This is a genomic window from Streptomyces sp. NPDC031426, assembly GCF_055581585.1.
The window spans coordinates 50,159-72,612 of sequence record NZ_JBVIJE010000004.1 but is presented as its reverse complement, the minus strand read 5'-3'; the positions used below and the strand labels follow the sequence as shown (position 1 = coordinate 72,612).

Here is a 22,454-nt window from a genome sequence, read left to right as displayed (position 1 = left end):
AACCGGGCGCCCCGAGTCAATGGGCGAACGTCAGCCCAGGTCACCCGCGGCGGTCAGCTCCGCGAGGCGGACCAGCGTCCGGACAGCGGATCCGGTGCCACCCTTCGGCGTGTACCCGAACGGCCCGCCCTCGTTGAACGCCGGGCCGGCGATGTCCAGGTGCGCCCAGGTGATCCCCTCGCCCACGAACTCGCGCAGGAACAGACCGGCGACCAGGCCGCCGCCCATCCGCTCACCCATGTTCGCGATGTCGGCGACCTGGGACTCCATGCCCTTGCGCAGATGCTCCGGCAGCGGCATCGGCCAGGCCGGCTCGCCGACCTCCTCCGCCGCCTCGTGCACCGCGGAGCGGAACGCGTCGTCGTTGGCCATGACACCGAACGTCCGGCTGCCCAGCGCCAGCATCATCGCGCCGGTGAGGGTCGCGACGTCCACGATCGCGTCCGGGTTCTCCTGCGAGGCCGCCCACAGCGCGTCCGCGAGCACCAGCCGGCCCTCGGCGTCGGTGTTGAGGACCTCCACGGTCTTGCCGCTGTACATGCGCAGCACGTCACCCGGGCGCGTCGCGGAGCCGGACGGCATGTTCTCCGCCAGCGCCAGCCAGCCCGTGACGTTGACCTCCAGGCCGAGGCGCGCGGCGGCGACGACGGCGGCGAACACGGCGGCGGCACCGCTCATGTCGCACTTCATCGTCTCGTTGTGCCCGGCCGGCTTCAGCGAGATGCCGCCCGAGTCGTAGGTGATGCCCTTGCCGACGAAGGCCAGGTGCTTGTCCGCCTTCGGGTGGGTGTACGACAGCTTCACCAGGCGCGGCGCGGCCGAGGAGCCGGCGCCGACGCCGAGGATGCCGCCGTAGCCGCCCTTGGCCAGGGCCTTGTCGTCGAGCACCTGAGCCTTGATGCCGTGCTCCTTCGCCGCGGTCTGCGCGATGCCGGCGAAGGCGGCGGGGGTCAGGTCGTTCGGCGGGGTGTTGATCAGGTCGCGGGCGCGGTTCAGCTCCTCGGAGACCGCGACGGCGCGGGCGACGGCCCCCTTGTGGGCGGCGTCGCGCGGCTTGCCGCCGAGCAGCGCGGCCTCGGCCAGCGGCGCCTTGCCGTTCTTGGCCTTGGCGTCCTTGCCGTTCTCCTTGTAGACGTCGAAGGAGTACGCGCCGAGCAGGATGCCCTCGGCGATCGCGCCGACGGCGCCGGGGCTGTCGACCGGCAGCGCGAAAGCGGCCTTCTTGGAGCCGGCGAGCGCGCGGGCGGCCACGCCGGCGGCCCTGCGCAGCGCCTCGGCGTCGTAGCCCTCGTCGCCCGCGTCCTCGCTCTCGGCGTCCGGCTCCGCGCCCAGGCCGACCGCCACGACGATCGGTGCCTTGAAGCCGGCCGGAGCGGGCAGCTTCGTGAGCTCGCCCTCGGCACCCGAGGCGCCGAGGGTCTGCAGGACGCCGGCCAGTTTGCCGTCGTACGCCTTGTCCACGGCCTCGGCGCCCGGCGCTACGACGAGGTCCCCGGACCTGGATCCAGCGCCCTTGGCGACACCGATCACGATCGCGTCGGCCCGCAGGCCGGGCGCCGCGGCGGTGCTGAGAGTCAGAGCAGTCACGGTGGTGAAATCTCGCTTCCGATGTGAAGTTGCTGTGGCCGTTGCGATCCTCGGTCGTCCTCGTGGGACGACCGCCGCAGTGGGGTGGGTCGACCGGACCCGAGAGCCGACCCTAGGTGCATGCCTGGGCACAGGTGGCAACCGGGGCCTTCACCCTGTCGGCGAACACCCGGGACGAGACTACGCGCGTGCGCGCGTTCGCTCATTCCTGCGGGCGTTCACCTGTGCGTGGCGGCATGCGGAGAGCTCAGCGGGCGCCTCAGTGGCCCAGGGACGACACGATCAACGCCGTTGTCGCCGCCGTCTCCGCCAGTGCGCCGAAGACGTCCCCCGTCACCCCGCCGAACCGGCGCACGCAGCGGCGCAGCAGGAGGTCGGCCGCGGCCAGGGACAGCAGGACCGCTGCCGCCGCGCGCACGGCGCCGTACGGGCCCAGGGCCGTCCCCCAGGCCGCCGAACCGATCGTGAAGGACGCGGTGACGGCCAGCGCGCCCGGCACCGGCACCACCCCGGCCACCGCCGCCCCCAGCCCCTCGGGCCGGGCGGCCGGGACCCCCGCCCGGGCGGCCAGGGTGAGGGCGAGCCGGGCCGTGACCGCCGAGACGACGGCCGCCAGGGCGCCCCGGGCCCAGGAGCCGCCGTACAGCTGGGCCAGGACGGCGACCTGGGCCAGGAGCACCAGGACCAGGGTGATGACGCCGAACGGTCCGATGTCCGACTGCTTCATGATCCGCAGCGCGTCCTCCGCGGGCTTGCCGCTGCCCAGCCCGTCGGCGGTGTCGGCCAGGCCGTCGAGGTGCAGCCCCCGGGTGAGAGCCGCCGGTACGGCGACGGAGGCGACGGCGGCGAGCAGCGGGCCGGCGCCCAGGAGCAGGAGCAGCAGGCCGAGGCCGGCCGCGCAGGTGCCGACGACCAGTCCGGCGACCGGGGCGCTCAGCATCCCGCCGCGTGCGGCCTCGCGGTCCCAGCGGTGCACCCGGACGGGCAGCACGGTGAGGGTGCCGAAGGCGAAGCGGAGGCCGTCGAGCGGTGAGGACTTGGGCACCGGCGAAGGTTACCCGGCGGTCGCGGAGCCGCTTTCCGCACCCGGGGATAAAGTGCGCATATGGGGCACTGGTGGGTGCGGAACATCGTCGAACCGGGCAAGCTCCCGCTGCTGCTCGCCCTCGCCGCCTTCCTGCTCACCTTCGTCGTCACCCGGGTGATCACCCGGCTGATCCGGGCCGGGAAGGGCCCGTTCAAGAACGTCAGCGCGGGCGGGCTGCACATCCACCATGCCGTCCCCGGGGTCGTCCTCACCATCGTCGGAGGGTTCGGCGCGGTCGCCAGCGACCGGCAGGGCGCCGGCGGTGCGATCGCCGCCGTGGTGTTCGGGACGGGTGCCGGGCTGGTCCTGGACGAGTTCGCGCTGATCCTGCATCTGGACGACGTCTACTGGACCGAGGAGGGCCGCAAGAGCGTCGAGGTCGTGGTGCTCACCGCCGCGCTCGTCGGGCTGCTGCTCGCCGGGTTCTCCCCGTTCGGCGTCAACGACCTGTCGCAGCAGGAGCTGCAGGACCGCGGCGGTGCCCTCAGCACCATCGCCCTGAACTTCCTCTTCGCGCTCGTCGCGCTGAGCAAGGGGAAGGCGCGCATCGCGGTCTTCGGGGTGATCGTGCCGCTGGTCGCGCTGCTCGGCGCCGTGCGGCTGGCCCGCCCCGGCTCCCCGTGGGCCCGCCGCTTCTACGGCCGTCGGCCCCGCGCCCGCGCCAAGGCCGCGCTGCGCGCCTACCGGCACGACCGGCGCTGGGCCCGGCCGAGGCGCGCCGTTCAGGACTGGATCGGCGGCAGGCCCGACCCGCGCCCGGCCCGGCTGCCCGACCGCCGCTGAGCGCGCCGCGGCGGGTGGCCGTACGCGTGCCGCGGCCGGAGTCGCAGCCAGGGCCCGCAGCGCAGCCGCAGTCCGTGGCCGTACCGGTGCCGCACCGCCACCGCGAGGCAGATCAGCCCGACGGCCATCAGCGCGGCCAGATGTTCCTTGCCCGCCAGGTTCTGCTTGAGCAGCACCTCGGCGACCATCGCCACGGTCACCGCGCTGGAGGTGACGTACGCGCCGTAGCGCCAGCTCACGAACACGGCGAGGCCCACCACGGCCGCCGACGGGCCGGTGTCCACCACCTGCGCGTCCGTCCACGGCAGCCCGAAGGGGGCGTGCGTGCCCAGCGAGATGCCGAGACGCGCGTAGAGGGTCCCGGCGAGCGTGGCGGCGTACGCGATGAACAGCGTGCGCCACCAGCCGATGCAGATCTCGGCGATCCCGAACACCAGCAGGATCTGCGTCAGCGCGCCCCACACCGGCAGATCCAGCGCCGGCACGAACAGCGACAGGGGAGTGCGCAGCAGGGCCAGCCACAGCGGGTCCTGGGCCCGTACGGCGCCCACGTCCTGCACGAACTGATAGCCCCACGGCCGGTTCTGCACATACTGCAGCAGGGCCGTCAGACACACCGCGCCGAGCGTCATCGGCACCGCCCGCAGGTGCCGCTTCGGCAGGGCCGTGCGTACGGTGACGTACAGCAGCCCCCACTCCTCACGGGCCCAGCGGGCGAGCGCTCTCATCGAACGGTCCTCATCGGTGTGTGTCCAGGTGTCTGCGGTGCAGCCACTTCGGCAGTCCCGGCGCCTCCAGGAACCCCTCGGCACGCGCTGACGCGAGGCCGATGCGCGGCAGGTCCGCGCTCTTCTCGAAGAGCAGGAACCGTGGCTCCCAGATGGGCCGGTACTTGGCGTTGGCGCGGTACAGCGACTCGATCTGCCACCAGCGGGAGAAGAAGCTGAGCAGCGACCGCCACAGCCTGAGCACCGGACCGGCACCCAGGCGCGCGCCACGTTCGAAGACCGATCTGAACATCGCGAAGTTGAGTGACACCTGGGTGATCTCGATCTCGTCGGCCCGCCGCAGCAGCTCGATGACCATGAACTCCATCAGTCCGTTGTCGGAGTCCCGGTCCCGGCGCATCAGGTCCAGCGACAGCCCGTGCGGCCCCCACGGCACGAAGGACAGCAGTGCCCGCAGCCTGCCCTCGGCGTCCGTGCACTCCAGCATCACGCACTGCCCGTCCTCGGGGTCCCCGAGCCGGCCGAGCGCCATGCTGAAGCCGCGCTCGGTCGCCCCGTCCCGCCAGTCGTCCGCCCGCTGCACGAGATGCGCCATCTCGTCCGCCGGGATGTCCTCGTGCCGCCGGATCCGCACCTCGTACCCGGCCCGCTTCACCCGGTTGTACGCCTGCCGGACCGTGCGCATCGCCCGGCCCTCCAGCGTGAAGTCGGCGACCTCCACGATCGCCTCGTCGCCGAGTTCCAGGGCGTCGAGCCCGTGCCGGGCGTAGACCGTCCCGGCCTCCTCGCTCGCGCCCATCACCGCCGGGATCCATCCGTGCGCCCGCGCCTCGGCCAGCCACGGCACGATCGCGCCCGGCCAGGCCTCCGGATCGCCGAGCGGATCACCGGAGGCCAGGCTCACCCCGCCGACCACCCGGTAGGCGACGGCCGCCTTGCCCGTGGGCGACCACACCACGCTCTTCTCCCGGCGCAGCGCGAAATAGCCGAGCGAGTCCCGCTCGCCGTGCCTCTCCAGCAGGCCCCGCAGCTGCTTCTCGTCGTCCTCGGTGAGCGGGTCCACGGCGCGCCGGGAGCGGAACGCGGCGTAGAACACGGCGAGCACGAGGGCCGTGCTGAGCACGTTGACGGCGACGTTGGCCCAGTTCGGAGGGGCGATCCCGGGGAAGCGGTTCTCGTCGGCGGCCACCGACACCAGGCGCAGGGTGCCGTAGTGCCAGCGCTCCGGGAAGGTCGAACGGACCGCGTCCGGCGCCTGGTTGGTGACCGTCACCAGCAGCCCGGCCAGCAGGCTCGCGGCCAGCCCGCCGCCGACTGCGACCGTCACCGCGAGCCGCGGGTTGGACCGGTCGCCCTTGGCGTAGAACTCCCGGCGGCCCATGAGCAGCGCGCCGACGAACACGGCCGTGAGCGCCAGCGAGACCCAGTTCTGCGCGTACCGCCGGATCTCCGGGAACGCCATGGCGAACGCGAACAGCGCGAGGAAGGCCCCGCTGATCACCAGGTTGAGGATCCAGGCGGCCCGCTTCCTGCGCCGCATGGTGATCGCCAGGAAGGCGGTGAACACGCCCGAGGCGAAGCCGGCCGTCAGCAGATACGGGGTGAAGAAGTCGTCCTGGTTGTGCCGGCGCACGTCCTGGCCGAGCGAGACCCAGACCGCGCTGAGGAAGTTGATGAAGGCGACGGTCCGCAGGTACCAGACGGCGCAGGCGGCGGCCCGCCGGGAGGCCCCGGTGGACCGCCTCCCCTCCTCACCCGGACGTCCCGGTTCGGCCTGCTGCGGAACGGCATTTCGGGCATCTCCCATGGGGCAGGATCATATGGGTGCCGCTAAGGCGAACCGCATCTTTCCGCCGGGAGTTCACGCGAACCGGAACTACTCCTTCTCCTCCTCCGGCTCCTTATCGGCCCCGGGCTTCTCGGGAAGCTCCGCCGCCAACGCCGCCGCGGCCCGCACCAACGGCAGAGCCAACAGCGCACCCGCGCCCTCGCCGACCTTCACCCCCTGCTCCAGCAGCGGCTCCAGGGCCATCCGGTCCAGTGCCTTCGCCTGTCCCGGCTCCCCGCTGTCGTGCCCGGCCAGCCACCAGTCCGGCGCCCGGAACGCGACCCGCTGCGCGACCAGCGCACACGCGGCGGCCACCACCCCGTCGAGGATCACCGGCAGCTTCCGCACCGCGCACTGCAGCAGGAACCCGGTCATCGCCGCGAGGTCCGCCCCGCCCACGGTCGCCAGCAACTGCAACTGGTCCCCGAGCACCGGCCGCGCCCGCCTGAGCGCGTCCCGGATCGCCGCGCACTTGCGCATCCACGCCAGGTCGTCGATCGCGAGTCCGCCCCGCCCGGTCACCACCGACGCGTCGGTCCCGCACAGCGCAGCGATCAGCACCGCGGCGGCCGTGGTGCCGCCCACGCTGATGTCGCCCAGCACCACCAGGTCCGTACCCGAGTCGGCCTCCTCGTCGGCGACCGCGATGCCCGCGCGCAGTGCCGCCTCGGCCTCGTCCAGGGTGAGCGCGTCCTCGATGTCGACACGGCCGCTGCCGCGCCGCACCCGGTGCCGTACGACGTCCTCGGGGAAGGCGTCCGGCGCGCAGTCCAGGGCCATGTCCACGATCCGTACGGGCACGTCCTGCCCCCGCGCGAGCACGGACACCGGGCTCGCGCCCTCCAGCACGGCCCGCACCAGGTGCTCCGCGCTGCCGGCGGGACGCGCCGAGACGCCCAGTTCGGCGACGCCGTGGTCACCGGCGAAGAGGATCACCTTCGGCCGCTCCACGGTCCGTACCGGTACGGCGCTCTGCGCGGCGGCCAGCCACTCGCCCAGCTCGTCGAGGCGGCCCAGCGCCCCGGGCGGCACGATCTGGCGCTCCCGACGGGCCTCGGCGTCACGGCGCACGCCCCCGTCCGGGCGCTCGATCAGATCGGTGAAGTCGTCCAGATTAAGCCTGCTCATTCGCCGAACAGTACCGCCAGAGAACGAACGCTTCCGCGCCACATGGCCACCACACCCCCACAACGTCATTGCACTCAAGATCGGGACCCCATACGTTCCGGTTTGCAGCGGAATGTCGCACAGGGAGTCGCCCATGCCGACCTCGCCCCCGACCACGCCCCGGGTCGCCGAGGCGTTCCACGAGCCGCGCCGCGAGAACTGCCCCTGGTGCGGCGGCGGGAACCTGCGCACGAGGGCGCGGGCCGCCGCCCCGGGGCCGGCCGATCCCGGCACGTTCGTCGTGGACCAGTGCCGCGACTGCGGGCACGCCTTCCAGAACCCGCGGCTCACGGCGGAGGGCCTCGCCCACCACCTGGGCCTCTTCGCCGGCCAACTGGACGACTTCGCCGAGCGGGTCCTCTCCAGCCGGGTGGTGCACCGCCGGCACCGGGCCGCCGCCCGCACGATCCTGCCGCTGGCCGAGCCGGAGAGCTGGCTGGACGTGGGCACGGGCCACGGCCGCTTCCCGCAGACGGCGAAGGAGGTCTTCCCCTACACGTCCTTCGACGGACTGGACCCGACCCCCCGCGTCGAACAGGCCCTCCAGGAGGAGCGCATCGAGGAGGCGCACATCGGAGACCTCACGGATCCCCGGGTCCTGGCCCGCCTGCGCTCCCGCTACGACGTCGTCAGCATGTTCCACCACCTGGGGCACACGCCCGACCCGCGCGCCGAACTCCGCGCGGCCCTGGCCGTCCTGCGGCCCGGCGGCCATCTGCTCCTCGAACTACCCGACCCGCGCAGCGCCTTCGCGGCACTCCTCGGCAACTGGTGGCTCCCCTACGGCCAACCCCGCCATCTGCATCTGCTGCCACAGGCCAACCTGTGCGCGGAGCTGGCGAGCCGGGGCTGCGAGATCCTCATCACGGACCGCCGCGCTCCGCACATCCCGTACGACCTCTCAGCGGCCCTCACCATCGCCCTGACCCGCGTCCCCGCACCGCTCCGCAGAGCAGCGGCCCCTCTCACGGCCACCGCGTCCGCCGTGGACCACGCGCTGGGTCCGCTACTGCGCCGCACTCGCTTCTCGAACGCGTACCGAATCGTGGCCCGCAAGGCGGAACGGTCCACATAGCGGCGGGCAGATCCAACCCCTGGCCGGCACCAGCACCGGGCATCCTTTCAGCCCCGGAGCACCACAGCCTGCCCGGCGACGACCAACAGCACCTGCTCGCACTCCGCCCCGAACGCCGCGTTCAGCCGCCCCAGTTCGTCCCGGTACCGCCGCCCGGACGCGGTCGCCGGCACGATCCCCGACCCCACCTCGTTCGACACGGCCACCACCGTCCGCCGCGTACGGCGCACCGCCTCCGTCAGCTCTCGCACCCGCTCCCGCAGGGACTTCTCACCCCCGCCCGCCCACTCCGCGTCGTCCCACGCCCCCACGGCGTCCATGACATCCGTCAGCCACAGCGACAGACAGTCGATCAGCAGCGGCGGTCCGTCCTCGCCCAGCAGCGGCACCAGGTCCGTCGTCTCCGCCGTACGCCACGACCCCGGCCGCCGCTCCCGGTGCAGAGCCACCCGCGCCGCCCACTCGGTGTCCCCGCCCCGCGTCCCGCCGGTCGCCACGTACAGCACGTCCGGGAAGGACTCCAGCCGCCGCTCGGCCTCCACCGACTTGCCCGAGCGCGCCCCGCCCAGCACCAGCGTCCGGCGCGGCACGTCCGGCACGTCCTCGTACGCGCCGACCGCCAGCGTCGTACCGTCCGGCACCGCCCGCGCCCCGGCCGCCGCCAGCCGGCGCCGCAACTCCGCGCCGGGCGGCACGTCGTGGTCGAGGTGGACCGCCAGGACATCCGTCGTGGGGCCGACCGAGCCGACCGCCCGCAGCCGCGCCAGCGCGTCGGGGCGGTCCACCACGTCCGCGAGGACCATGTCGTACGACTCCGCCGTCGCCTCCTCCAGGCCCGCCGGCGCCCCGCCCGGCGGCAGATACAGCAGCCGCTGCCCGTCCGGCCCGGTCACCGCGTACCCGGTGCCGCCCGCGTCCATCGCCACGGCCCGCACCCGATGCCCCGTCAGCAGCGCCAACTCCCGCCCGTCCGGCACCCGCCCGGGCTGCGGCAGCCCGGCCGGCACCTCGACCGCGGGTCCGTCGTGCGGATGGGACAGCAGTACCTGCCGTACGCCGGTGAGCGAATGCCCGGCCCGTGCCGCCGCGAAGGCCGCGCCCGGGGTGAGGTCGAGGAGCAGCGCCCCGTCCACCAGCACGGCGGTGGCCGCCCGCGCGTCCGGTCCGAGCGCCATCGCACATGCGGCGCACGGGCAGTCGGGGCGGGGCAGCCCAGCAGGGGCACCGGTACCGAGCAGAGTGATGTCCACGGGACCGATTCTCACCTGCCCGCACAGGCACTGCTCACTGCGGCGCCCCGAAGAAGGGGCGCGGGTACGCGGCGCCGCCGGTGGGCGCGGCAGCCCCGACCGGACCCGCGGATGATCCACAGCCTCTAACGGCCGAACCCGCGGACCGCATACTCTTCCAGCAGGTGTTGGATCGAGGGAGGCCCACATGACGGCATGGACGTGGCGGTTCGAGAAGGCCGACGGGACGGAGGTCCAGCCCGCGGTGGAACCGGAGGAGTTCACCACCCAGGGGGATGCCGAGTCCTGGATCGGTGAGCACTGGAAGGCGCTCCTGGAGGGCGGCGCCGACCAGGTGCGGCTGTTCGAGGAGAACACCGAGATCTACGGCCCGATGAGCCTGCACGCCGACGCGGCGTAGCCGGCGCCGTCGGCGTGGCGGGGCACGGCCGCGGTCGTACCTTCGTCACTGCTCGCCCAGCGTCACCTCCACCGTCTTCTCGGCGCCGCCCCGCTGGTAGGTCACCGAGGTCTTCTGGCCAGGCTTGTCCGCCGCCAGCGCCACCGCGAGGGAGGTGACGGCGGAGATCGGCCGGCCGCCCACCTTGGTGATGACGTCGCCCGGGCGCAGTCCCGCCCTGTCCGCCGCACCGCCGGGTCTGACGGTGACCACCGCCACCCCGGCGGGCTGGTAGCGGTCGTCCACGACCGACCGCGCGGTGATGCCGAGCGCGGCCCGGCCGGAGTTGACGACCTTGCCCTTCTGCACGATCTGCCCGGCGATCGTCTGCACCATCGACGCCGGGATGGCGAACCCGATGCCGGGCGCCGCGTTGCCCCCGAGCTGCGGGTCGGCGGCAGCGAGCGTCGGAATGCCGATGACCTGACCGGCGAGATTGACCAGCGCGCCGCCGCTGTTGCCCGGGTTGATGGCGGCCGAGGTCTGCACCATGTTCGCGAGCGTCGCGCCCGTGGCCCCGCCGGGGGCCTCGCTGACGGTGCGTCCGGTCGCCGAGACGATGCCCTGGGTCACGCTGGACGACAGCCCGAGCGGTGAGCCCATGGCCAGCACGATCTGGCCGACCTCCACCTTCTCGGAGTCGCCGAACGCCGCTGCTCGCAGCCCGGTCGGCACCTTGTCCAGCTTGATCACGGCCAGGTCCTGCTCGGGGTAGGAGTACACCAGGCTCGCGGTGAGCGGCTCCTCGCTGTTGGCCGTGGTCACCTTGAAGGTCTTCTCCGAACCGACCACGTGCGCGTTGGTGACGATGTGTCCCTTGCCGTCGTACACCACCCCGGAGCCCAGTTCCTGGCTCGTCTGGATCTGCACGACCGACGGCAGGACGTCCTTGATGACCTTCTGGTACCGGCTCTGCAGATCACCCGCGGCCATCGGGGCGGCGGCCCGCGCGGAGGCCGCGGGGTCCCGCGCGGCGTCGGGAGCGTCCGCCGTACAGCTCGCCACGCAACACACCAGCGTGACCGCGACGGCGGTCCTCCGCAGGGCACGGATCGGGGAAGCTTCCATGCCCCGAGTCTCACCGCGCGCCGATCACCCGGCCCGCGGTGTTGGCCCGAACGGTCTCAGCCCCGTACGCCGCACAGGTGCAGCAGCGCCGCAACCCGGCGGTAGGGGTCCGTGCGCCCGGCCCGCTCCTCGACCGCGAGCAGCGTCTGAAGGTCGTCCGGGATCTCCGCGTCGTCCGCCGCCGTGTCCGTGAAGACCCGCACGCCGTACCAGGCGTGCAGCGGGGCCGCGATCCCGGCGAGCGTGGCGGTGAGGGCGGCCAGCCGGTCGGCCCGTACGTCCAGGCCGAGCCGGTTGTGATAGGCGGCGGTGCCGAAGGCGGCCAGCGCGCCCGCCCAGTTGCCGGACAGGCCCGGGCGCATGGCGAGCGCGTCGCCGTTGCGGACGAGCAGGGAGAGGAGCCCGCCGGGGGCGAGCATCCGGGCCAGGCCCGCGACCAGCGGGTCCGGCTCCTCGACGTACATCAGCACCCCGTGGCACAGCACCACGTCGAAGCTGCCCGGCAGGAAGTGCACCCCGGTGTCCCGGCCGTCGCCCTGCACCAGCCGGACCCGCTCCCGGATGCCGTCCGGCTGCGCGGCCAGCGCCTCACGCGCGGCGGCGATCATCGTCGCGTCCTGCTCGACCCCGGTCACCTGATGGCCGAGCCGGGCCAGCCGCAGCGCCTGCGTGCCCTGGCCCATGCCCACGTCGAGCACCCGCAGCCGCTGCCCGACCGGGAACCGCCCGGCTATCTGCTCGTCCAGCTGCCGCGCCACCAGCTCCTGGCGTACGACATCCCGCAGCTTGCCCAGCTTGTTCAGCCAGGCGTCGGCCGCAGCCCCGGTGAAGGCGTCTGCGCTCAGGGCCGTTCTCCGCGCTTGACCTGCGGCTTCGGCAGCCGGAGCCGGCGCATCTGGAGGGAGCGCATCAGGGCGTAGGCGACCGCGCCACGCGTGTTCTGGTCCGGGAAACGCTCTCCCAGCCGCTTCTTCAGCCGGAAGCCGCTGAACGCCGCGTCCAGCACGATCAGCACGATCACCACCAGCCACAGCAGCAGCGCGATCGACTGGATCGCCGGCACCCGAACCACGCTCAGCACCAGGATCACCACGGCGAGCGGCAGGAAGAACTCCGCCACGTTGAACCGCGAGTCCACCCAGTTGCGGGCGAACTTGCGGACCGGGCCCTTGTCCCGGGCGGGCAGATAGCGCTCGTCACCGGTGGCCAGCGCCTGGCGCTGCCGCTCCAGTGCCTGGCGCCGGTCCTCGCGCTGGCGCTTGGCGGCCTCCTTGCGGTTGGTCGGCGTGTTGGCCACGCTGCGCCGCTGGGACTGGGCCTCACTGCGCTTGGGCGTGGGCCTGCCCTTCGGGGCCTGCGGGTCACGGGACTGCTTGGAGAGGTTCACCTGCGCCTTGTCGGCGGTCGGGGCCTTCTCTTCCTTGGCACGGCTACGGAACACAAAACCCAAGGGTACGGGCTTCACCGGCATGGACCCCAGCCCGGCGGGGAACGATCCGGCAACACCGGACGTCTGTAGGGGGACAGAGGGGACGTTCCGGTGCGGGCGGTGGGGGATCACCTACTCCTCACGCCGGAGCGCTAGCGTCCGCAGTCGTCCTCGGGGATGAGCGCATCCGTCCCCGAACAGTGCGGTAATGGAGTCAGGGCCCGTACTGTGGGTCCTGTCGCAGGATCTGTGAGCTGGAGTCCGTCAGAAGGGGGCGCGCGAAGCCCATGAGCGGTGTCATGAAGCGTATGGGGATGATCTTCCGCGCGAAGGCGAACAAGGCCCTTGACCGGGCCGAGGACCCGCGCGAGACCCTCGATTACTCGTACCAGAAGCAGCTGGAGCTGCTGCAGAAGGTCCGCCGTGGCGTCGCCGACGTGGCGACCAGCCGCAAGCGCCTGGAACTCCAGCTCAACCAGCTGCAGCAGCAGTCGACCAAGCTGGAGGACCAGGGCCGCAAGGCGCTCGCGCTGGGCCGCGAGGACCTGGCCCGCGAGGCGCTGTCCCGGCGCGCCGCGCTCCAGCAGCAGGTCACCGACCTGGAGTCGCAGCACGCCACCCTCCAGGGCGAGGAGGAGAAGCTCACCCTCGCGGCCCAGCGTCTGCAGGCCAAGGTGGACGCCTTCCGGACGAAGAAGGAGACCATCAAGGCCACCTACACCGCCGCTCAGGCGCAGACCCGGATCGGCGAGGCCTTCACCGGCATCTCCGAGGAGATGGGCGACGTCGGCCTGGCCATCCAGCGCGCCGAGGACAAGACCGCCCAGCTCCAGGCCCGGGCCGGCGCCATCGACGAGCTGCTCGCCTCCGGTGCCCTGGACGACCCGACCGGCATGGCCAAGGACGACATCGCCGCCGAGCTGGACCGGATCTCCGGTGGTACGGATGTAGAGCTGGAACTGCAGCGCATGAAGGCCGAGCTGGCCGGGGGCTCCCCGCAGCAGGCCATCGAGGGCGGTACCGGGCAGGGGCAGTCCCAGCAGCAGCCGCAGGACACCCCGCGCTTCGACAAGCAGTAGCCCGGCGCCGGGACCCGAGCCGAGGAGGCCGACGTGATCGTACGGATCATGGGGGAGGGCCAGGTCAAGCTGGACGACTCCCACGTCGTCGAGCTGAACAAGCTGGACGACGAGCTGCTGGCCGAGATGGAGAGCGGCGACGAGGCGGCGTTCCGCCGCACGTTCGCTGCGCTCCTGGACGCCGTGCGCCGGCTCGGGGTTCCGCTCCCCGACGACTCGCTGCAACCGTCCGAGCTCATCCTTCCGGCGCCGGACGCGTCGCTGGAGGAGGTACGGGAGATGCTCAGCGACGACGGGCTGATCCCCGGCTGAGGGCGCCCGAGGGCTTGGGGCGCAGGGCATCTTGCCGGCACCCGTACTGTTCAGGACGTGAGCACTCTCGAACGAGCCCGTTGCCGCGTGAAGGCCCACCCCCTCGCGCTGGACGCGTCCATCGCCGCAGCCGTGCTGGCATGCATGGTCGCCGGCTCCTTCGTGGTGCCCCGCGGAGCGCACGGCGTCACCTGGGGTTTCCGCACCCCCGACCCCCTCAGCCTGCTCCTCATGCTGCTCGCCGCGGCCACGCTGGTCTTCCGCCGCCGCGCCCCCAGGACGGTCCTCGCCGTCACCGGCGCCCTCTCCGTGATCGAGTGCGTCACCGGCGACCCCCGCGCCCCGGTCGCGATGTCCGCCGTGGTCGCCCTGTACACCGTCGCCTCGACCACCGACCGCACCACCACCCTGCGCGTCGGCCTGCTCACCATGACCGTGCTGACGGCCGCCGCCATGCTCGGCGGCCCGCTGCCCTGGTACGCGCAGGAGAACCTCGGCGTCCTCGCCTGGACCGGCATCGGCGCCACCGCCGGGGACGCCGTACGCAGCCGGCGTGCCGTCGTCCAGGCCATCCGGGAGCGGGCGGAGCGAGCCGAACGCACCCGGGAGGAGGAGGCCCGGCGCCGGGTCGCCGAGGAGCGGCTGCGCATCGCCCGCGATCTGCACGACGTCGTCGCCCATCACATCGCCCTCGTGAACGTGCAGGCCGGGGTGGCCGCGCATGTCATGGACAAGCGGCCCGACCAGGCCAAGGAGGCCCTGGCCCACGTCCGCGAGGCCAGCCGCTCGGCACTGGAGGAGCTGCGCGCCACCGTCGGCCTGCTCCGCCAGTCCGGAGATCCGGAGGCCCCCACCGAGCCCGCCGGCGGGCTCGGCCGACTGGAGGAGCTCGCGGACACCTTCCGCAACGCGGGACTGCCGGTGGAGGTGGCCCGCGCCGACCAGGGCGCCGAACTGCCCGCCGCCGTCGACCTGGCCGCCTACCGGATCGTCCAGGAGGCCCTGACCAACGTGCAGAAGCACGCCGGACCGCAGGCCAAGGCCGAGGTCAGCGTCGTACGGGTGGGCACGGACATCGAGGTCACCGTGCTGGACAACGGCGCGGGCGCGGCCGGAGTGCCCGGGGCCGGTGGCGGGCACGGACTGCTGGGCATGCGCGAGCGGGTCACCGCCGTCGGCGGCACCCTCACCACCGGGCCCCGCTACGGCGGCGGCTTCCGCGTCCATGCGATCCTGCCCCTCAAGACCCGCACCGAGACCCGCAGAGATCCGTACTGAGACCCGTACGACGGCCCCCGGGGGAAGCCCGCATGACGATCCGTGTCCTGCTCGCCGACGACCAGGCCCTGCTGCGCAGCGCGTTCCGGGTGCTGGTCGACTCCGAGCCCGACATGGAGGTGGTGGGGGAGGCCTCCGACGGGGCCGAGGCGGTCCGGCTGGCGAAGGAGCAGGGCGCCGACGTCGTCCTCATGGACATCCGGATGCCCGGCACCGACGGACTCGCCGCCACCCGGCTGATCAGCGCCGATCCCTCCCTGGCGGAGGTTCGCGTGGTCATCCTGACCACCTTCGAGGTCGACGACTACGTCATCCAGGCCCTGCGCGCGGGCGCCTCCGGCTTCCTCGGCAAGGGCAGCGAGCCGGAGGAGCTGCTGAACGCCATCCGGGTCGCGGCGGGCGGCGAGGCCCTGTTGTCCCCGGCCGCCACCAAGGGGCTGATCGCCCGGTTCCTCGCCCAGGGCGACGGAGACGACGGGCGCGACCCCGCCCGTTCCGAGCGGCTCGGCGCGCTCACCGGGCGGGAGCGCGAGGTGCTGGTCCAGGTCGCCGGCGGCCACTCGAACGACGAGATCGCCGAACGGCTCGCGGTCAGTCCGCTGACGGTGAAGACGCACGTCAACCGGGCCATGGCCAAGCTGGGCGCGCGCGACCGGGCGCAGCTCGTGGTGATCGCGTACGAGTCGGGGCTGGTGCGTCCGAGGGCGGACTGATCTCCAGCCGGGCGTACTGCGGGTGCGGTAGGGCCCGGATAAGGAAAGGGACTCTGGGCTTACGGTTCGGCCGTCCGGGATGGCTCAGGGTGAGAGGGGCAGTTGCTGCCCACCATCGAAGGTGCTGGAACCGGCCGGAGTCCGACGGCATGCGAAGGGGCCGGGTCTCGTCCGAGACCCGGCCCCTTCGTGCGTGCTAGGGAAGCGCGAGCATCCGCTCCAGCGCCAGCTTCGCGAACGCCTCCGTCTCCTCGTCGACCTCGATCCGGTTGACCAGGTTGCCCTCGGCCAGGGATTCCAGGGCCCAGACCAGGTGGGGCAGGTCGATGCGGTTCATGGTCGAGCAGAAGCAGACCGTCTTGTCGAGGAAGACGATCTCCTTGTTCTCGGGCGCGAAACGGTTCGCCAGGCGGCGGACCAGGTTCAGTTCCGTGCCGATGGCCCACTTCGAGCCGGCCGGGGCCGCCTCCAGGGCCTTGATGATGTACTCGGTGGAGCCGACGTAGTCCGCGGCGGCCACGACCTCGTGCTTGCACTCCGGGTGGACCAGGACGTTCACGCCCGGGATGCGCTCGCGGACGTCGTTGACCGAGTCCAGGCTGAAGCGGCCGTGCACCGAGCAGTGGCCGCGCCACAGGATCATCTTGGCGGCGCGCAGCTCCTCCGCCGTCAGCCCGCCGTTCGGCTTGTGCGGGTTGTAGACCACGCAGTCGTCCAGGGACATGCCCATGTCCCGGACGGCGGTGTTGCGGCCGAGGTGCTGGTCGGGCAGGAACAGCACCTTCTCACCCTGCTCGAAGGCCCAGTCGAGGGCGCGCTTGGCGTTCGACGAGGTGCAGATAGTGCCGCCGTGCTTGCCGGTGAAGGCCTTGATGTCGGCGGAGGAGTTCATGTACGAGACGGGGACGACTTGCTCCGCGATCCCGGCCTCGGTCAGCACGTCCCAGCACTCCGCCACCTGCTCGGCCGTCGCCATGTCGGCCATCGAGCAGCCGGCGGCGAGGTCGGGCAGGACGACCTTCTGGTCGTCGGAGGTGAGGATGTCCGCCGACTCGGCCATGAAGTGCACACCGCAGAAGACGATGTACTCGGCCTCAGGGCGGGCGGCCGCGTCCCGGGCCAGCTTGAAGGAGTCGCCCGTGACGTCGGCGAACTGGATGACCTCGTCGCGCTGGTAGTGGTGGCCGAGCACGAAGACCTTGTCGCCGAGCTTCTCCTTGGCCGCGCGGGCGCGCGCGACCAGGTCCGGGTCGGACGGCGAGGGCAGGTCACCGGGGCACTCGACGCCCCGCTCGCTCTTCGGGTCGGCCTCACGGCCGAGCAGCAGCAGGGCGAGCGGAGTCGGCTGCACGTCGAGTTCCGGGGTCTGGGCGGTGGTCACGACACGCACCCTTTCTACTTTTCGTCTAACTGACGCTATCTATCATAACTGGTTCACGTCAGTTTGACGATGGCCATAACGTCGATGTGACGTGAATCCCGCTCGGGTACCTCCACAGGCCGCTGCCGACCCCGTGGGGCATGTGCGAGCATGAAGACGGAAGTAAAAACGCGACAACGCGATTGCCCGGCCCGGAATGAATCCGCGGAAGCGCCGGTTGCACTCGTCGGCAAGCAGTCTCCGTACAACCCGGGAGAGATGTAGATGTCCGTATCGGACGAGACCACCACCGTCACCGACGGCATCATCCTGACCGACGCCGCCGCGTCCAAGGTCAAGGCGCTGCTCGACCAGGAAGGCCGCGACGATCTCGCGCTGCGTGTCGCCGTCCAGCCCGGCGGCTGCTCCGGCCTGCGCTACCAGCTCTTCTTCGACGAGCGCTCGCTCGACGGTGACGTGATGAAGGACTTCGGCGGGGTCAAGGTCGTCACGGACCGCATGAGCGCTCCGTACCTCGGCGGCGCGACCATCGACTTCGTGGACACGATCGAGAAGCAGGGCTTCACGATCGACAACCCGAACGCGACCGGCTCCTGCGCCTGCGGCGACTCCTTCAGCTGAGAACGGAGTTCCCCGCGCCCCAAGGGGCGCGGGGTCTTCTCATGTGCGGCCACCGCCGCGCGGGCGCGAACCGTCAGGAACCTCCCCGCAGGGCGCCCGGCTTGCCCTGCGGAATACGGCCGCCGTCGATGCCGACGACCGTCCGCCCGTCGAGCGGCGCGGCCAGCCGTACGGTCTTCACGTACTCCTTGGCGATCAGCACACACACCTTGTCCGGCCAAGGGTGCTCGGTGACGCTCACGGTCACCCGCTCGCCGCTCTCCTTCGCCGCCACCGTGTAGTCGGCGCACACCCCGCCGTAGAAGCTCACGGTCAGGACCCGGCCCTCGGCCGTGTAGCCGGTGACCTTCACGGTGTGCGGGCTCGGTGCCGTGCCCGGCCCGCTGGGGGCAGTCGTCGCCGACGCCAGATACCGCGGATCGACCGCCGGGTACGAGACCGTCGAGGCGCCCTGGGCGGCCGGCTCCCGCACCTCGAACAGCCAGGACGGCACCAGCGTCTGCCGCCCGGCGACGGAGTGCGCGGCCAGCCCGAACTCCGCCTTCTCCACGGTGACCGGGTCCGTCCCCGCGTCCGCCCCCCGCTTCGGCACGCCCGTCGACCCGCCGCAGGGCTGCTCCAGCCGGTTCTTCAGCGGCACCGGACTGGCACAGCCGCCGATCCCCATGCGGTGGTCGCCCTTCGGCGCCGCGTTCATCAGCTTCAGTGTCTTCGCGGCACTCAGCACGGGATACGTGTCGCCCTTCACCGGCGCCCCGAGCAACCCGTGCCCGCCGACCAGCGCGCCCTGCTGGTCCACGGTCAGGCCGGTCGTCCAGCCGTACGTCGGCAGCCCGCCGACCACCGGGTCGGCGTTCACGACCCGCTGACTCCCCATGACCTGGCTCGCGTCGATCTTCGCGTCGTCCAGCCCCGCCGCCTTCAGCACCGGCGCGGCCGCCTCGGTCGCCTTGCGCACGCTCACCGGGGCGCCGGTCGGGCCCATCGGGTCATGCGCGCACAGGACGCCCTTCTTGCAGTCGTCGGTGCCCGGCGCGTACCGGCTGAACGTCCAGCTGCCCGGCGCGTCCCGGTTCACCGTCAGGCTCGGACCGGTGCCGTCCTTGCCGCCGACCCGCCAGATCCGGCCCTCGGCCACCGGCGCGCCGTCGATGCCCAGCGCCTTGGCCAGCCGGGTCACCGCGTCCTTGCCGACCTCGCCCTTCGGCACGTACACCGGCGCGGAGCCGGGGCCGGCCGGCAGCTCGCCCTGGGCGACGTACGTGGCGCCGTAGGGGGCCGGTTCGCCCGGGGCGATGCCGCCCGTGCCGCCGAAGCCGTCCAGCGCGAGCGGCGGGGGAGTGGCCCCGGAGCCGGCCGCCCCGGGTCCGCCCGTACGGCCGCCGGTGGCGCCGCTCGCCGCGAGGTAGGCGCCGCCGCCGACCAGCAGCACGGCGGCGGCGACGGAGACGACGACGAGCCGCGACCGCCGCCGGCCGGCCGGCCCGTCCTCCGTGTCGTCGGCGCCCTCCGCCGCGGCGGGCACCGGCTCAGGCTGCCCCGAGTCCTCGAGACCCTCCTGGCTCCCGCCGTTCCCGGCGCTCTCCGCGCCCTCGGCCTGCTCGGAGCCCTCGGGGTGCTCGCGGTTCTCGGGTCGCTCGGTGTTCACCGCATCGCTCCTCGCTGGTCGTATCCCGCATCCCCCGTCTGGGGGACGGCGATGGGACGCGCGAGGGGAGCGTGCGGTTCCCCGCGAAATGCGCCCCGCGTCAGTCGCCGTAGTCCGACATCGCGTCCAGCAGCCGTGCGGACCGCGCCGGCACGGTCACTCCGTGGATCAGCGACGGCGGCACCGGCCGGGGCTCGGCATGCTCGGGGACCGCCCAGTGCGGAGCCATCCGGGCGCAGTCGCCGCGCAGTGCGGCGAGGTCGCCGGGGTCACTCCCGAGGTCGGCGGGAGCGGTGTGGCGGAACTTGAGGTTCGTCATGCCCGCACCGTAGGCCTGCTCCGGGCCGTGAAGAAAGATCTACTATCGGGTAGTTTCGCCAGCTACAGAGTGAGTGGCCGAGCGGGTAGCGTGAACTGTCAACCTTGCCTCCCGCAGGAGATTCCCCGTCGTGCACATCGCAGTCACCGGCTCCATCGCCACCGACCACCTCATGACCTTCCCCGGCCGCTTCGCCGACCAGTTCGTCGCGGACCAACTGCACACGGTTTCGCTCTCCTTCCTCGTCGACAACCTGGACGTGCGCCGGGGCGGCGTCGGCGCCAACATCGCCTTCGGCATGGGCCAGCTGGGCACCCGGCCCATCCTGGTCGGAGCGGCCGGCTCCGACTTCGACGAGTACCGGGCCTGGCTCGACCGGCACGGCGTGGACACCGGCTCGGTCCGGATCTCCGAGACCCTGCACACCGCCCGCTTCGTGTGCACCACCGACGCCGACCACAACCAGATCGGCTCGTTCTACACCGGCGCGATGAGCGAGGCCCGCCTCATCGAGCTGAAGACCGTCGCCGACCGCGTGGGCGGCCTTGACCTGGTCCTCATCGGCGCCGACGACCCGGAGGCGATGCTCCGCCACACGGAGGAGTGCCGCTCCCGCGCGATCCCCTTCGCCGCCGACTTCTCCCAGCAGATCGCCCGGATGGACGGCGACGAGATCCGGGTGCTGCTGGACGGGGCGACGTACCTGTTCTCCAACGAGTACGAGAAGGGCCTCATCGAGTCCAAGACCGGCTGGAGCGACGCCGAGATCCTGGCCAAGGTCGGCCACCGCGTCACCACGCTCGGCTCGCGCGGCGTGCGCATCGAGCGGGTCGGTGAGGACCCGATCGAGGTCGGCTGCCCCGAGGAGGAGCGCAAGGCCGACCCGACGGGCGTCGGCGACGCCTTCCGCGCCGGGTTCCTGTCGGGGCTGGCCTGGGGTGTCTCGCTGGAGCGGGCCGCTCAGGTGGGCTGCATGCTGGCCACGCTCGTCATCGAGACGGTGGGTACGCAGGAGTACCGGCTGCGGCGGGGCCACTTCATGGAGCGGTTCGTGAAGGCGTACGGGGACGAGGCCGGGGAGGAAGTGCGGGCTCATCTGGGCTGAGGCCGGGCGGCCGGTCGGGGGCCGGCGCCCCCGGACCCCTCAGCCGACCCGGCGCACCAAGTACGCCGTACCCCGCTCCGCCGGCTCCTCTCCGACGTACTCCTGCCCCCGCATCTCGCACCACGCCGGGATGTCCAGGCGGGCCGCCTCGTCGTCGGAGAGGACCCGTACGATCCCGCCGACCGGCACCTGACCGAACACCTTCGCCAGTTCGATGACCGGGATCGGGCACCGCTTGCCCAGGGAGTCGACGAGCACTTCCCCGGGACCCTGCTGGGCGGCCGGTGCCGCCGGTGCGCCCAGCTTCTCCCGGACCTCCGCCACCGCCCCCGGCAGCACCCCGAGGAACCGCTCCACGTCGGCCTCCGGCGTGCCCAGCGGCAGGGACACCCGTACGTTCCCCTCGCTCAGCACGCCCATAGCCTTCAGCACATGGCTGGGCGTCAGCGTGCTGCTGGTGCAGGAGGAACCGGAGGAGACGGAGAAGCCCTCCCGGTCCAACTCGTGCAGCAGCGCCTCGCCGTCGACGTAGAGGCAGGAGAAGGTGACGATCCCGGGCAGCCGGCGCTCGGGTTCGCCGACGACCTCCACGTCCGGCACCAGTTGCGGCACCCGTGTCCGGATCCGCTGCGTCAGCTCCCGCAGCCGTACCGCCTCCTGGGCCGCCTCGGCCCGCACCGCCCGCAGGGAGGCCACGGCCGCCACGATCGCCGGGATGTCCTCGAAGCCGGGCGCCCGCCCCGACTCCCGCTCGTCGACGGGCCCTTGCGCGGCGAACCGCACCCCCTTGCGCACGACGAGCAGCCCGACCCCCGAGGGGCCGCCCCACTTGTGCGCGCTGGCCGTGAGCAGCGACCAGTCACCCTCGACCGGCCCCCAGCCCAGCGACTGCGCCGCGTCCACCAGCAGCGGCACCCCGGCGGTCCGGCACACCTCGGCCACCTCGGCGACCGGCTGCACGGTGCCGACCTCATGGTTGGCCGACTGCAGACACGCCAGCGCGGTGTCCGGACGCAGGGCACTCGCATAACCCGACGGCTCCACGGCACCGGCCCGGTTCACCGGCACCTGGGTCGCCGTGCCGCCGTCCGCCTCGAACACCTCCGCCGAATGGAGCACGGAGGAGTGTTCGACGGACGACACGATCAGGTGGCGTCCGACCCGGCGCCGCCCGGCCAACGCCCCCACGACACCCGTGTGTACGGCCCTGGTCCCGGACGACGTGAACACCACCTCGTCCGCCCGGCACCCGACCGCCTCGGCGGCCGCCTCCCGGGCGGCGTCCAGCAGCATCCGGGCCTTGCGCCCTTCCCGGTACAGCCGTGCAGGATCGGCCCACCCCTCATCCAGAGAGGCCAACAACGCCTGACGGGCCACGGGATGGAGGGGAGCGGCGGAAGCAGCATCAAAGTAGGCCATACGGCAACGCTAAACCGCCGGTCGGGGCAGCGTCCCGAAGGGGCGCGCGGCGGTGACATCAGCGGCTCCGCCGCGGGGCGCGACCAGCCACAACGCACCCGCAGCCGCCAATTAAGCGAACCACCCACTCCAGTAGGC

The 22,454-nt window shown here is 72.6% G+C and carries 22 protein-coding genes; 9 read left to right on the top strand and 13 right to left on the bottom strand.

Features of this window, described 5'->3' with window-relative positions; genetic code table 11:
- Nucleotides 1-30 precede the first annotated feature (30 nt).
- Together ACZ5NH_RS08520 and ACZ5NH_RS08515 are read right to left on the bottom strand one after the other, a co-directional pair.
- Nucleotides 31-1,587 (bottom strand): leucyl aminopeptidase, encoded by a 1,557-nt coding sequence (locus tag ACZ5NH_RS08520; RefSeq protein ID WP_468773620.1) that lies wholly within the window; start codon nt 1,585-1,587, stop codon nt 31-33.
- 259 nt (nt 1,588-1,846) lie between these two features.
- Nucleotides 1,847-2,632, bottom strand: a complete 786-nt coding sequence (locus ACZ5NH_RS08515) for an adenosylcobinamide-GDP ribazoletransferase (protein WP_388621597.1) — start codon at nt 2,630-2,632, stop codon at nt 1,847-1,849.
- A gap of 60 nt (nt 2,633-2,692) precedes the next feature.
- Here ACZ5NH_RS08515 and ACZ5NH_RS08510 point away from each other — a divergent pair, with 60 nt between their 5' ends.
- Nucleotides 2,693-3,457, top strand: a complete 765-nt coding sequence (locus ACZ5NH_RS08510) for a hypothetical protein (protein WP_468773618.1) — start codon at nt 2,693-2,695, stop codon at nt 3,455-3,457.
- On the opposite strand, the gene ACZ5NH_RS08505 is transcribed toward ACZ5NH_RS08510, so the two are convergent.
- The 3 genes from ACZ5NH_RS08505 to cobT form a co-directional block, all read right to left on the bottom strand.
- Nucleotides 3,397-4,185: a hypothetical protein gene (locus ACZ5NH_RS08505; protein ID WP_468773616.1), complete on the bottom strand. Its 789-nt coding sequence runs from the start codon at nt 4,183-4,185 to the stop codon at nt 3,397-3,399. The two genes, ACZ5NH_RS08510 and ACZ5NH_RS08505, sit on opposite strands and share 61 nt — an antisense overlap.
- 10 nt (nt 4,186-4,195) lie before the next feature.
- The gene (locus ACZ5NH_RS08500) at nt 4,196-5,992 is read right to left on the bottom strand and encodes a phosphatidylglycerol lysyltransferase domain-containing protein (protein WP_468773614.1); all 1,797 of its coding nucleotides are present in this window, start codon (nt 5,990-5,992) and stop codon (nt 4,196-4,198) included.
- 69 nt (nt 5,993-6,061) lie between these two features.
- Nucleotides 6,062-7,141 (bottom strand): nicotinate-nucleotide--dimethylbenzimidazole phosphoribosyltransferase, encoded by a 1,080-nt coding sequence (gene cobT / locus ACZ5NH_RS08495; RefSeq protein ID WP_468773612.1) that lies wholly within the window; start codon nt 7,139-7,141, stop codon nt 6,062-6,064.
- Between the two features lie 133 nt (nt 7,142-7,274).
- Between cobT and ACZ5NH_RS08490 the strand changes: the two genes are divergently transcribed.
- Entirely contained in the window at nt 7,275-8,255 is a 981-nt protein-coding gene (locus tag ACZ5NH_RS08490; protein WP_468773610.1) for a class I SAM-dependent methyltransferase, read from the top strand.
- 47 nt (nt 8,256-8,302) lie between these two features.
- On the opposite strand, the gene ACZ5NH_RS08485 is transcribed toward ACZ5NH_RS08490, so the two are convergent.
- On the bottom strand, nt 8,303-9,505 hold the full coding sequence (locus tag ACZ5NH_RS08485) for a bifunctional adenosylcobinamide kinase/adenosylcobinamide-phosphate guanylyltransferase (RefSeq protein WP_468773608.1): 1,203 nt from the start codon (nt 9,503-9,505) through the stop codon (nt 8,303-8,305).
- A gap of 187 nt (nt 9,506-9,692) precedes the next feature.
- Here ACZ5NH_RS08485 and ACZ5NH_RS08480 point away from each other — a divergent pair, with 187 nt between their 5' ends.
- The gene (locus tag ACZ5NH_RS08480) at nt 9,693-9,905 is read left to right on the top strand and encodes a hypothetical protein (RefSeq protein WP_388621583.1); all 213 of its coding nucleotides are present in this window, start codon (nt 9,693-9,695) and stop codon (nt 9,903-9,905) included.
- Between the two features lie 45 nt (nt 9,906-9,950).
- Here the strand turns inward: ACZ5NH_RS08480 and ACZ5NH_RS08475 are convergent, their stop codons facing one another.
- From ACZ5NH_RS08475 to ACZ5NH_RS08465, 3 genes are all read right to left on the bottom strand, one after another.
- Entirely contained in the window at nt 9,951-11,012 is a 1,062-nt protein-coding gene (locus ACZ5NH_RS08475) for a S1C family serine protease (RefSeq protein ID WP_468773606.1), read from the bottom strand.
- A 56-nt stretch (nt 11,013-11,068) separates the two neighbouring features.
- Nucleotides 11,069-11,770 carry a class I SAM-dependent methyltransferase gene (locus ACZ5NH_RS08470; RefSeq protein ID WP_468773604.1) on the bottom strand — a complete coding sequence of 234 codons (702 nt, stop codon included), beginning with the start codon at nt 11,768-11,770 and terminating at the stop codon, nt 11,069-11,071.
- Nucleotides 11,771-11,853: 83 nt separating this feature from the next.
- Nucleotides 11,854-12,483, bottom strand: coding sequence for a DUF3043 domain-containing protein (locus ACZ5NH_RS08465; RefSeq protein WP_451555481.1), 630 nt, complete (start codon nt 12,481-12,483; stop codon nt 11,854-11,856).
- A 245-nt stretch (nt 12,484-12,728) separates the two neighbouring features.
- Here ACZ5NH_RS08465 and ACZ5NH_RS08460 point away from each other — a divergent pair, with 245 nt between their 5' ends.
- From ACZ5NH_RS08460 to ACZ5NH_RS08445, 4 genes are read left to right on the top strand one after another with little or no spacing between them, the layout of a single operon-like run.
- Nucleotides 12,729-13,520: a PspA/IM30 family protein gene (locus ACZ5NH_RS08460; RefSeq protein WP_388621576.1), complete on the top strand. Its 792-nt coding sequence runs from the start codon at nt 12,729-12,731 to the stop codon at nt 13,518-13,520.
- A gap of 33 nt (nt 13,521-13,553) precedes the next feature.
- On the top strand, nt 13,554-13,832 hold the full coding sequence (gene pspAA, locus ACZ5NH_RS08455) for a PspA-associated protein PspAA (protein ID WP_388621574.1): 279 nt from the start codon (nt 13,554-13,556) through the stop codon (nt 13,830-13,832).
- Nucleotides 13,833-13,889: 57 nt separating this feature from the next.
- A complete protein-coding gene (locus ACZ5NH_RS08450) occupies nt 13,890-15,110 on the top strand; it encodes a sensor histidine kinase (protein WP_468773602.1) in 1,221 nt (406 codons plus the stop codon).
- Between the two features lie 32 nt (nt 15,111-15,142).
- Nucleotides 15,143-15,823 carry a response regulator gene (locus tag ACZ5NH_RS08445; protein ID WP_450980745.1) on the top strand — a complete coding sequence of 227 codons (681 nt, stop codon included), beginning with the start codon at nt 15,143-15,145 and terminating at the stop codon, nt 15,821-15,823.
- Nucleotides 15,824-16,019: 196 nt separating this feature from the next.
- Here ACZ5NH_RS08445 and nadA read toward each other — a convergent pair whose 3' ends face one another.
- Nucleotides 16,020-17,204, bottom strand: coding sequence for a quinolinate synthase NadA (gene nadA / locus ACZ5NH_RS08440; RefSeq protein ID WP_468773599.1), 1,185 nt, complete (start codon nt 17,202-17,204; stop codon nt 16,020-16,022).
- A gap of 264 nt (nt 17,205-17,468) precedes the next feature.
- Here nadA and ACZ5NH_RS08435 point away from each other — a divergent pair, with 264 nt between their 5' ends.
- Entirely contained in the window at nt 17,469-17,825 is a 357-nt protein-coding gene (locus ACZ5NH_RS08435; protein WP_468773598.1) for a HesB/IscA family protein, read from the top strand.
- A 73-nt stretch (nt 17,826-17,898) separates the two neighbouring features.
- On the opposite strand, the gene ACZ5NH_RS08430 is transcribed toward ACZ5NH_RS08435, so the two are convergent.
- Both ACZ5NH_RS08430 and ACZ5NH_RS08425 read right to left on the bottom strand, forming a co-directional pair.
- Nucleotides 17,899-19,473, bottom strand: coding sequence for a hypothetical protein (locus tag ACZ5NH_RS08430; RefSeq protein WP_468773596.1), 1,575 nt, complete (start codon nt 19,471-19,473; stop codon nt 17,899-17,901).
- A gap of 100 nt (nt 19,474-19,573) precedes the next feature.
- Nucleotides 19,574-19,792 carry a hypothetical protein gene (locus ACZ5NH_RS08425; protein WP_388621565.1) on the bottom strand — a complete coding sequence of 73 codons (219 nt, stop codon included), beginning with the start codon at nt 19,790-19,792 and terminating at the stop codon, nt 19,574-19,576.
- Nucleotides 19,793-19,922: 130 nt separating this feature from the next.
- Here ACZ5NH_RS08425 and ACZ5NH_RS08420 point away from each other — a divergent pair, with 130 nt between their 5' ends.
- Complete coding sequence (locus ACZ5NH_RS08420) at nt 19,923-20,897, top strand: carbohydrate kinase family protein (RefSeq protein WP_468773593.1); 975 nt, start codon at nt 19,923-19,925, stop codon at nt 20,895-20,897.
- A gap of 39 nt (nt 20,898-20,936) precedes the next feature.
- Here the strand turns inward: ACZ5NH_RS08420 and ACZ5NH_RS08415 are convergent, their stop codons facing one another.
- Nucleotides 20,937-22,316, bottom strand: coding sequence for an aminotransferase class V-fold PLP-dependent enzyme (locus ACZ5NH_RS08415; protein WP_468773591.1), 1,380 nt, complete (start codon nt 22,314-22,316; stop codon nt 20,937-20,939).
- Between the last annotated feature and the right edge of the window lie 138 nt (nt 22,317-22,454).

Coding starts and splice junctions, on each gene's coding strand:
- ACZ5NH_RS08510 (WP_468773618.1), top strand. CDS start 2,693: ATGGGGCACTGGTGGGTGCGGAACATCGTCGAACCGGGCAAGCTCCCG.
- ACZ5NH_RS08505 (WP_468773616.1), bottom strand. CDS start 4,185: ATGAGAGCGCTCGCCCGCTGGGCCCGTGAGGAGTGGGGGCTGCTGTAC.
- ACZ5NH_RS08500 (WP_468773614.1), bottom strand. CDS start 5,992: ATGGGAGATGCCCGAAATGCCGTTCCGCAGCAGGCCGAACCGGGACGT.
- cobT (WP_468773612.1), bottom strand. CDS start 7,141: ATGAGCAGGCTTAATCTGGACGACTTCACCGATCTGATCGAGCGCCCG.
- ACZ5NH_RS08490 (WP_468773610.1), top strand. CDS start 7,275: ATGCCGACCTCGCCCCCGACCACGCCCCGGGTCGCCGAGGCGTTCCAC.
- ACZ5NH_RS08480 (WP_388621583.1), top strand. CDS start 9,693: ATGACGGCATGGACGTGGCGGTTCGAGAAGGCCGACGGGACGGAGGTC.
- ACZ5NH_RS08475 (WP_468773606.1), bottom strand. CDS start 11,012: ATGGAAGCTTCCCCGATCCGTGCCCTGCGGAGGACCGCCGTCGCGGTC.
- ACZ5NH_RS08465 (WP_451555481.1), bottom strand. CDS start 12,483: ATGCCGGTGAAGCCCGTACCCTTGGGTTTTGTGTTCCGTAGCCGTGCC.
- ACZ5NH_RS08460 (WP_388621576.1), top strand. CDS start 12,729: ATGAGCGGTGTCATGAAGCGTATGGGGATGATCTTCCGCGCGAAGGCG.
- ACZ5NH_RS08445 (WP_450980745.1), top strand. CDS start 15,143: ATGACGATCCGTGTCCTGCTCGCCGACGACCAGGCCCTGCTGCGCAGC.
- ACZ5NH_RS08435 (WP_468773598.1), top strand. CDS start 17,469: ATGTCCGTATCGGACGAGACCACCACCGTCACCGACGGCATCATCCTG.
- ACZ5NH_RS08425 (WP_388621565.1), bottom strand. CDS start 19,792: ATGACGAACCTCAAGTTCCGCCACACCGCTCCCGCCGACCTCGGGAGT.
- ACZ5NH_RS08415 (WP_468773591.1), bottom strand. CDS start 22,316: ATGGCCTACTTTGATGCTGCTTCCGCCGCTCCCCTCCATCCCGTGGCC.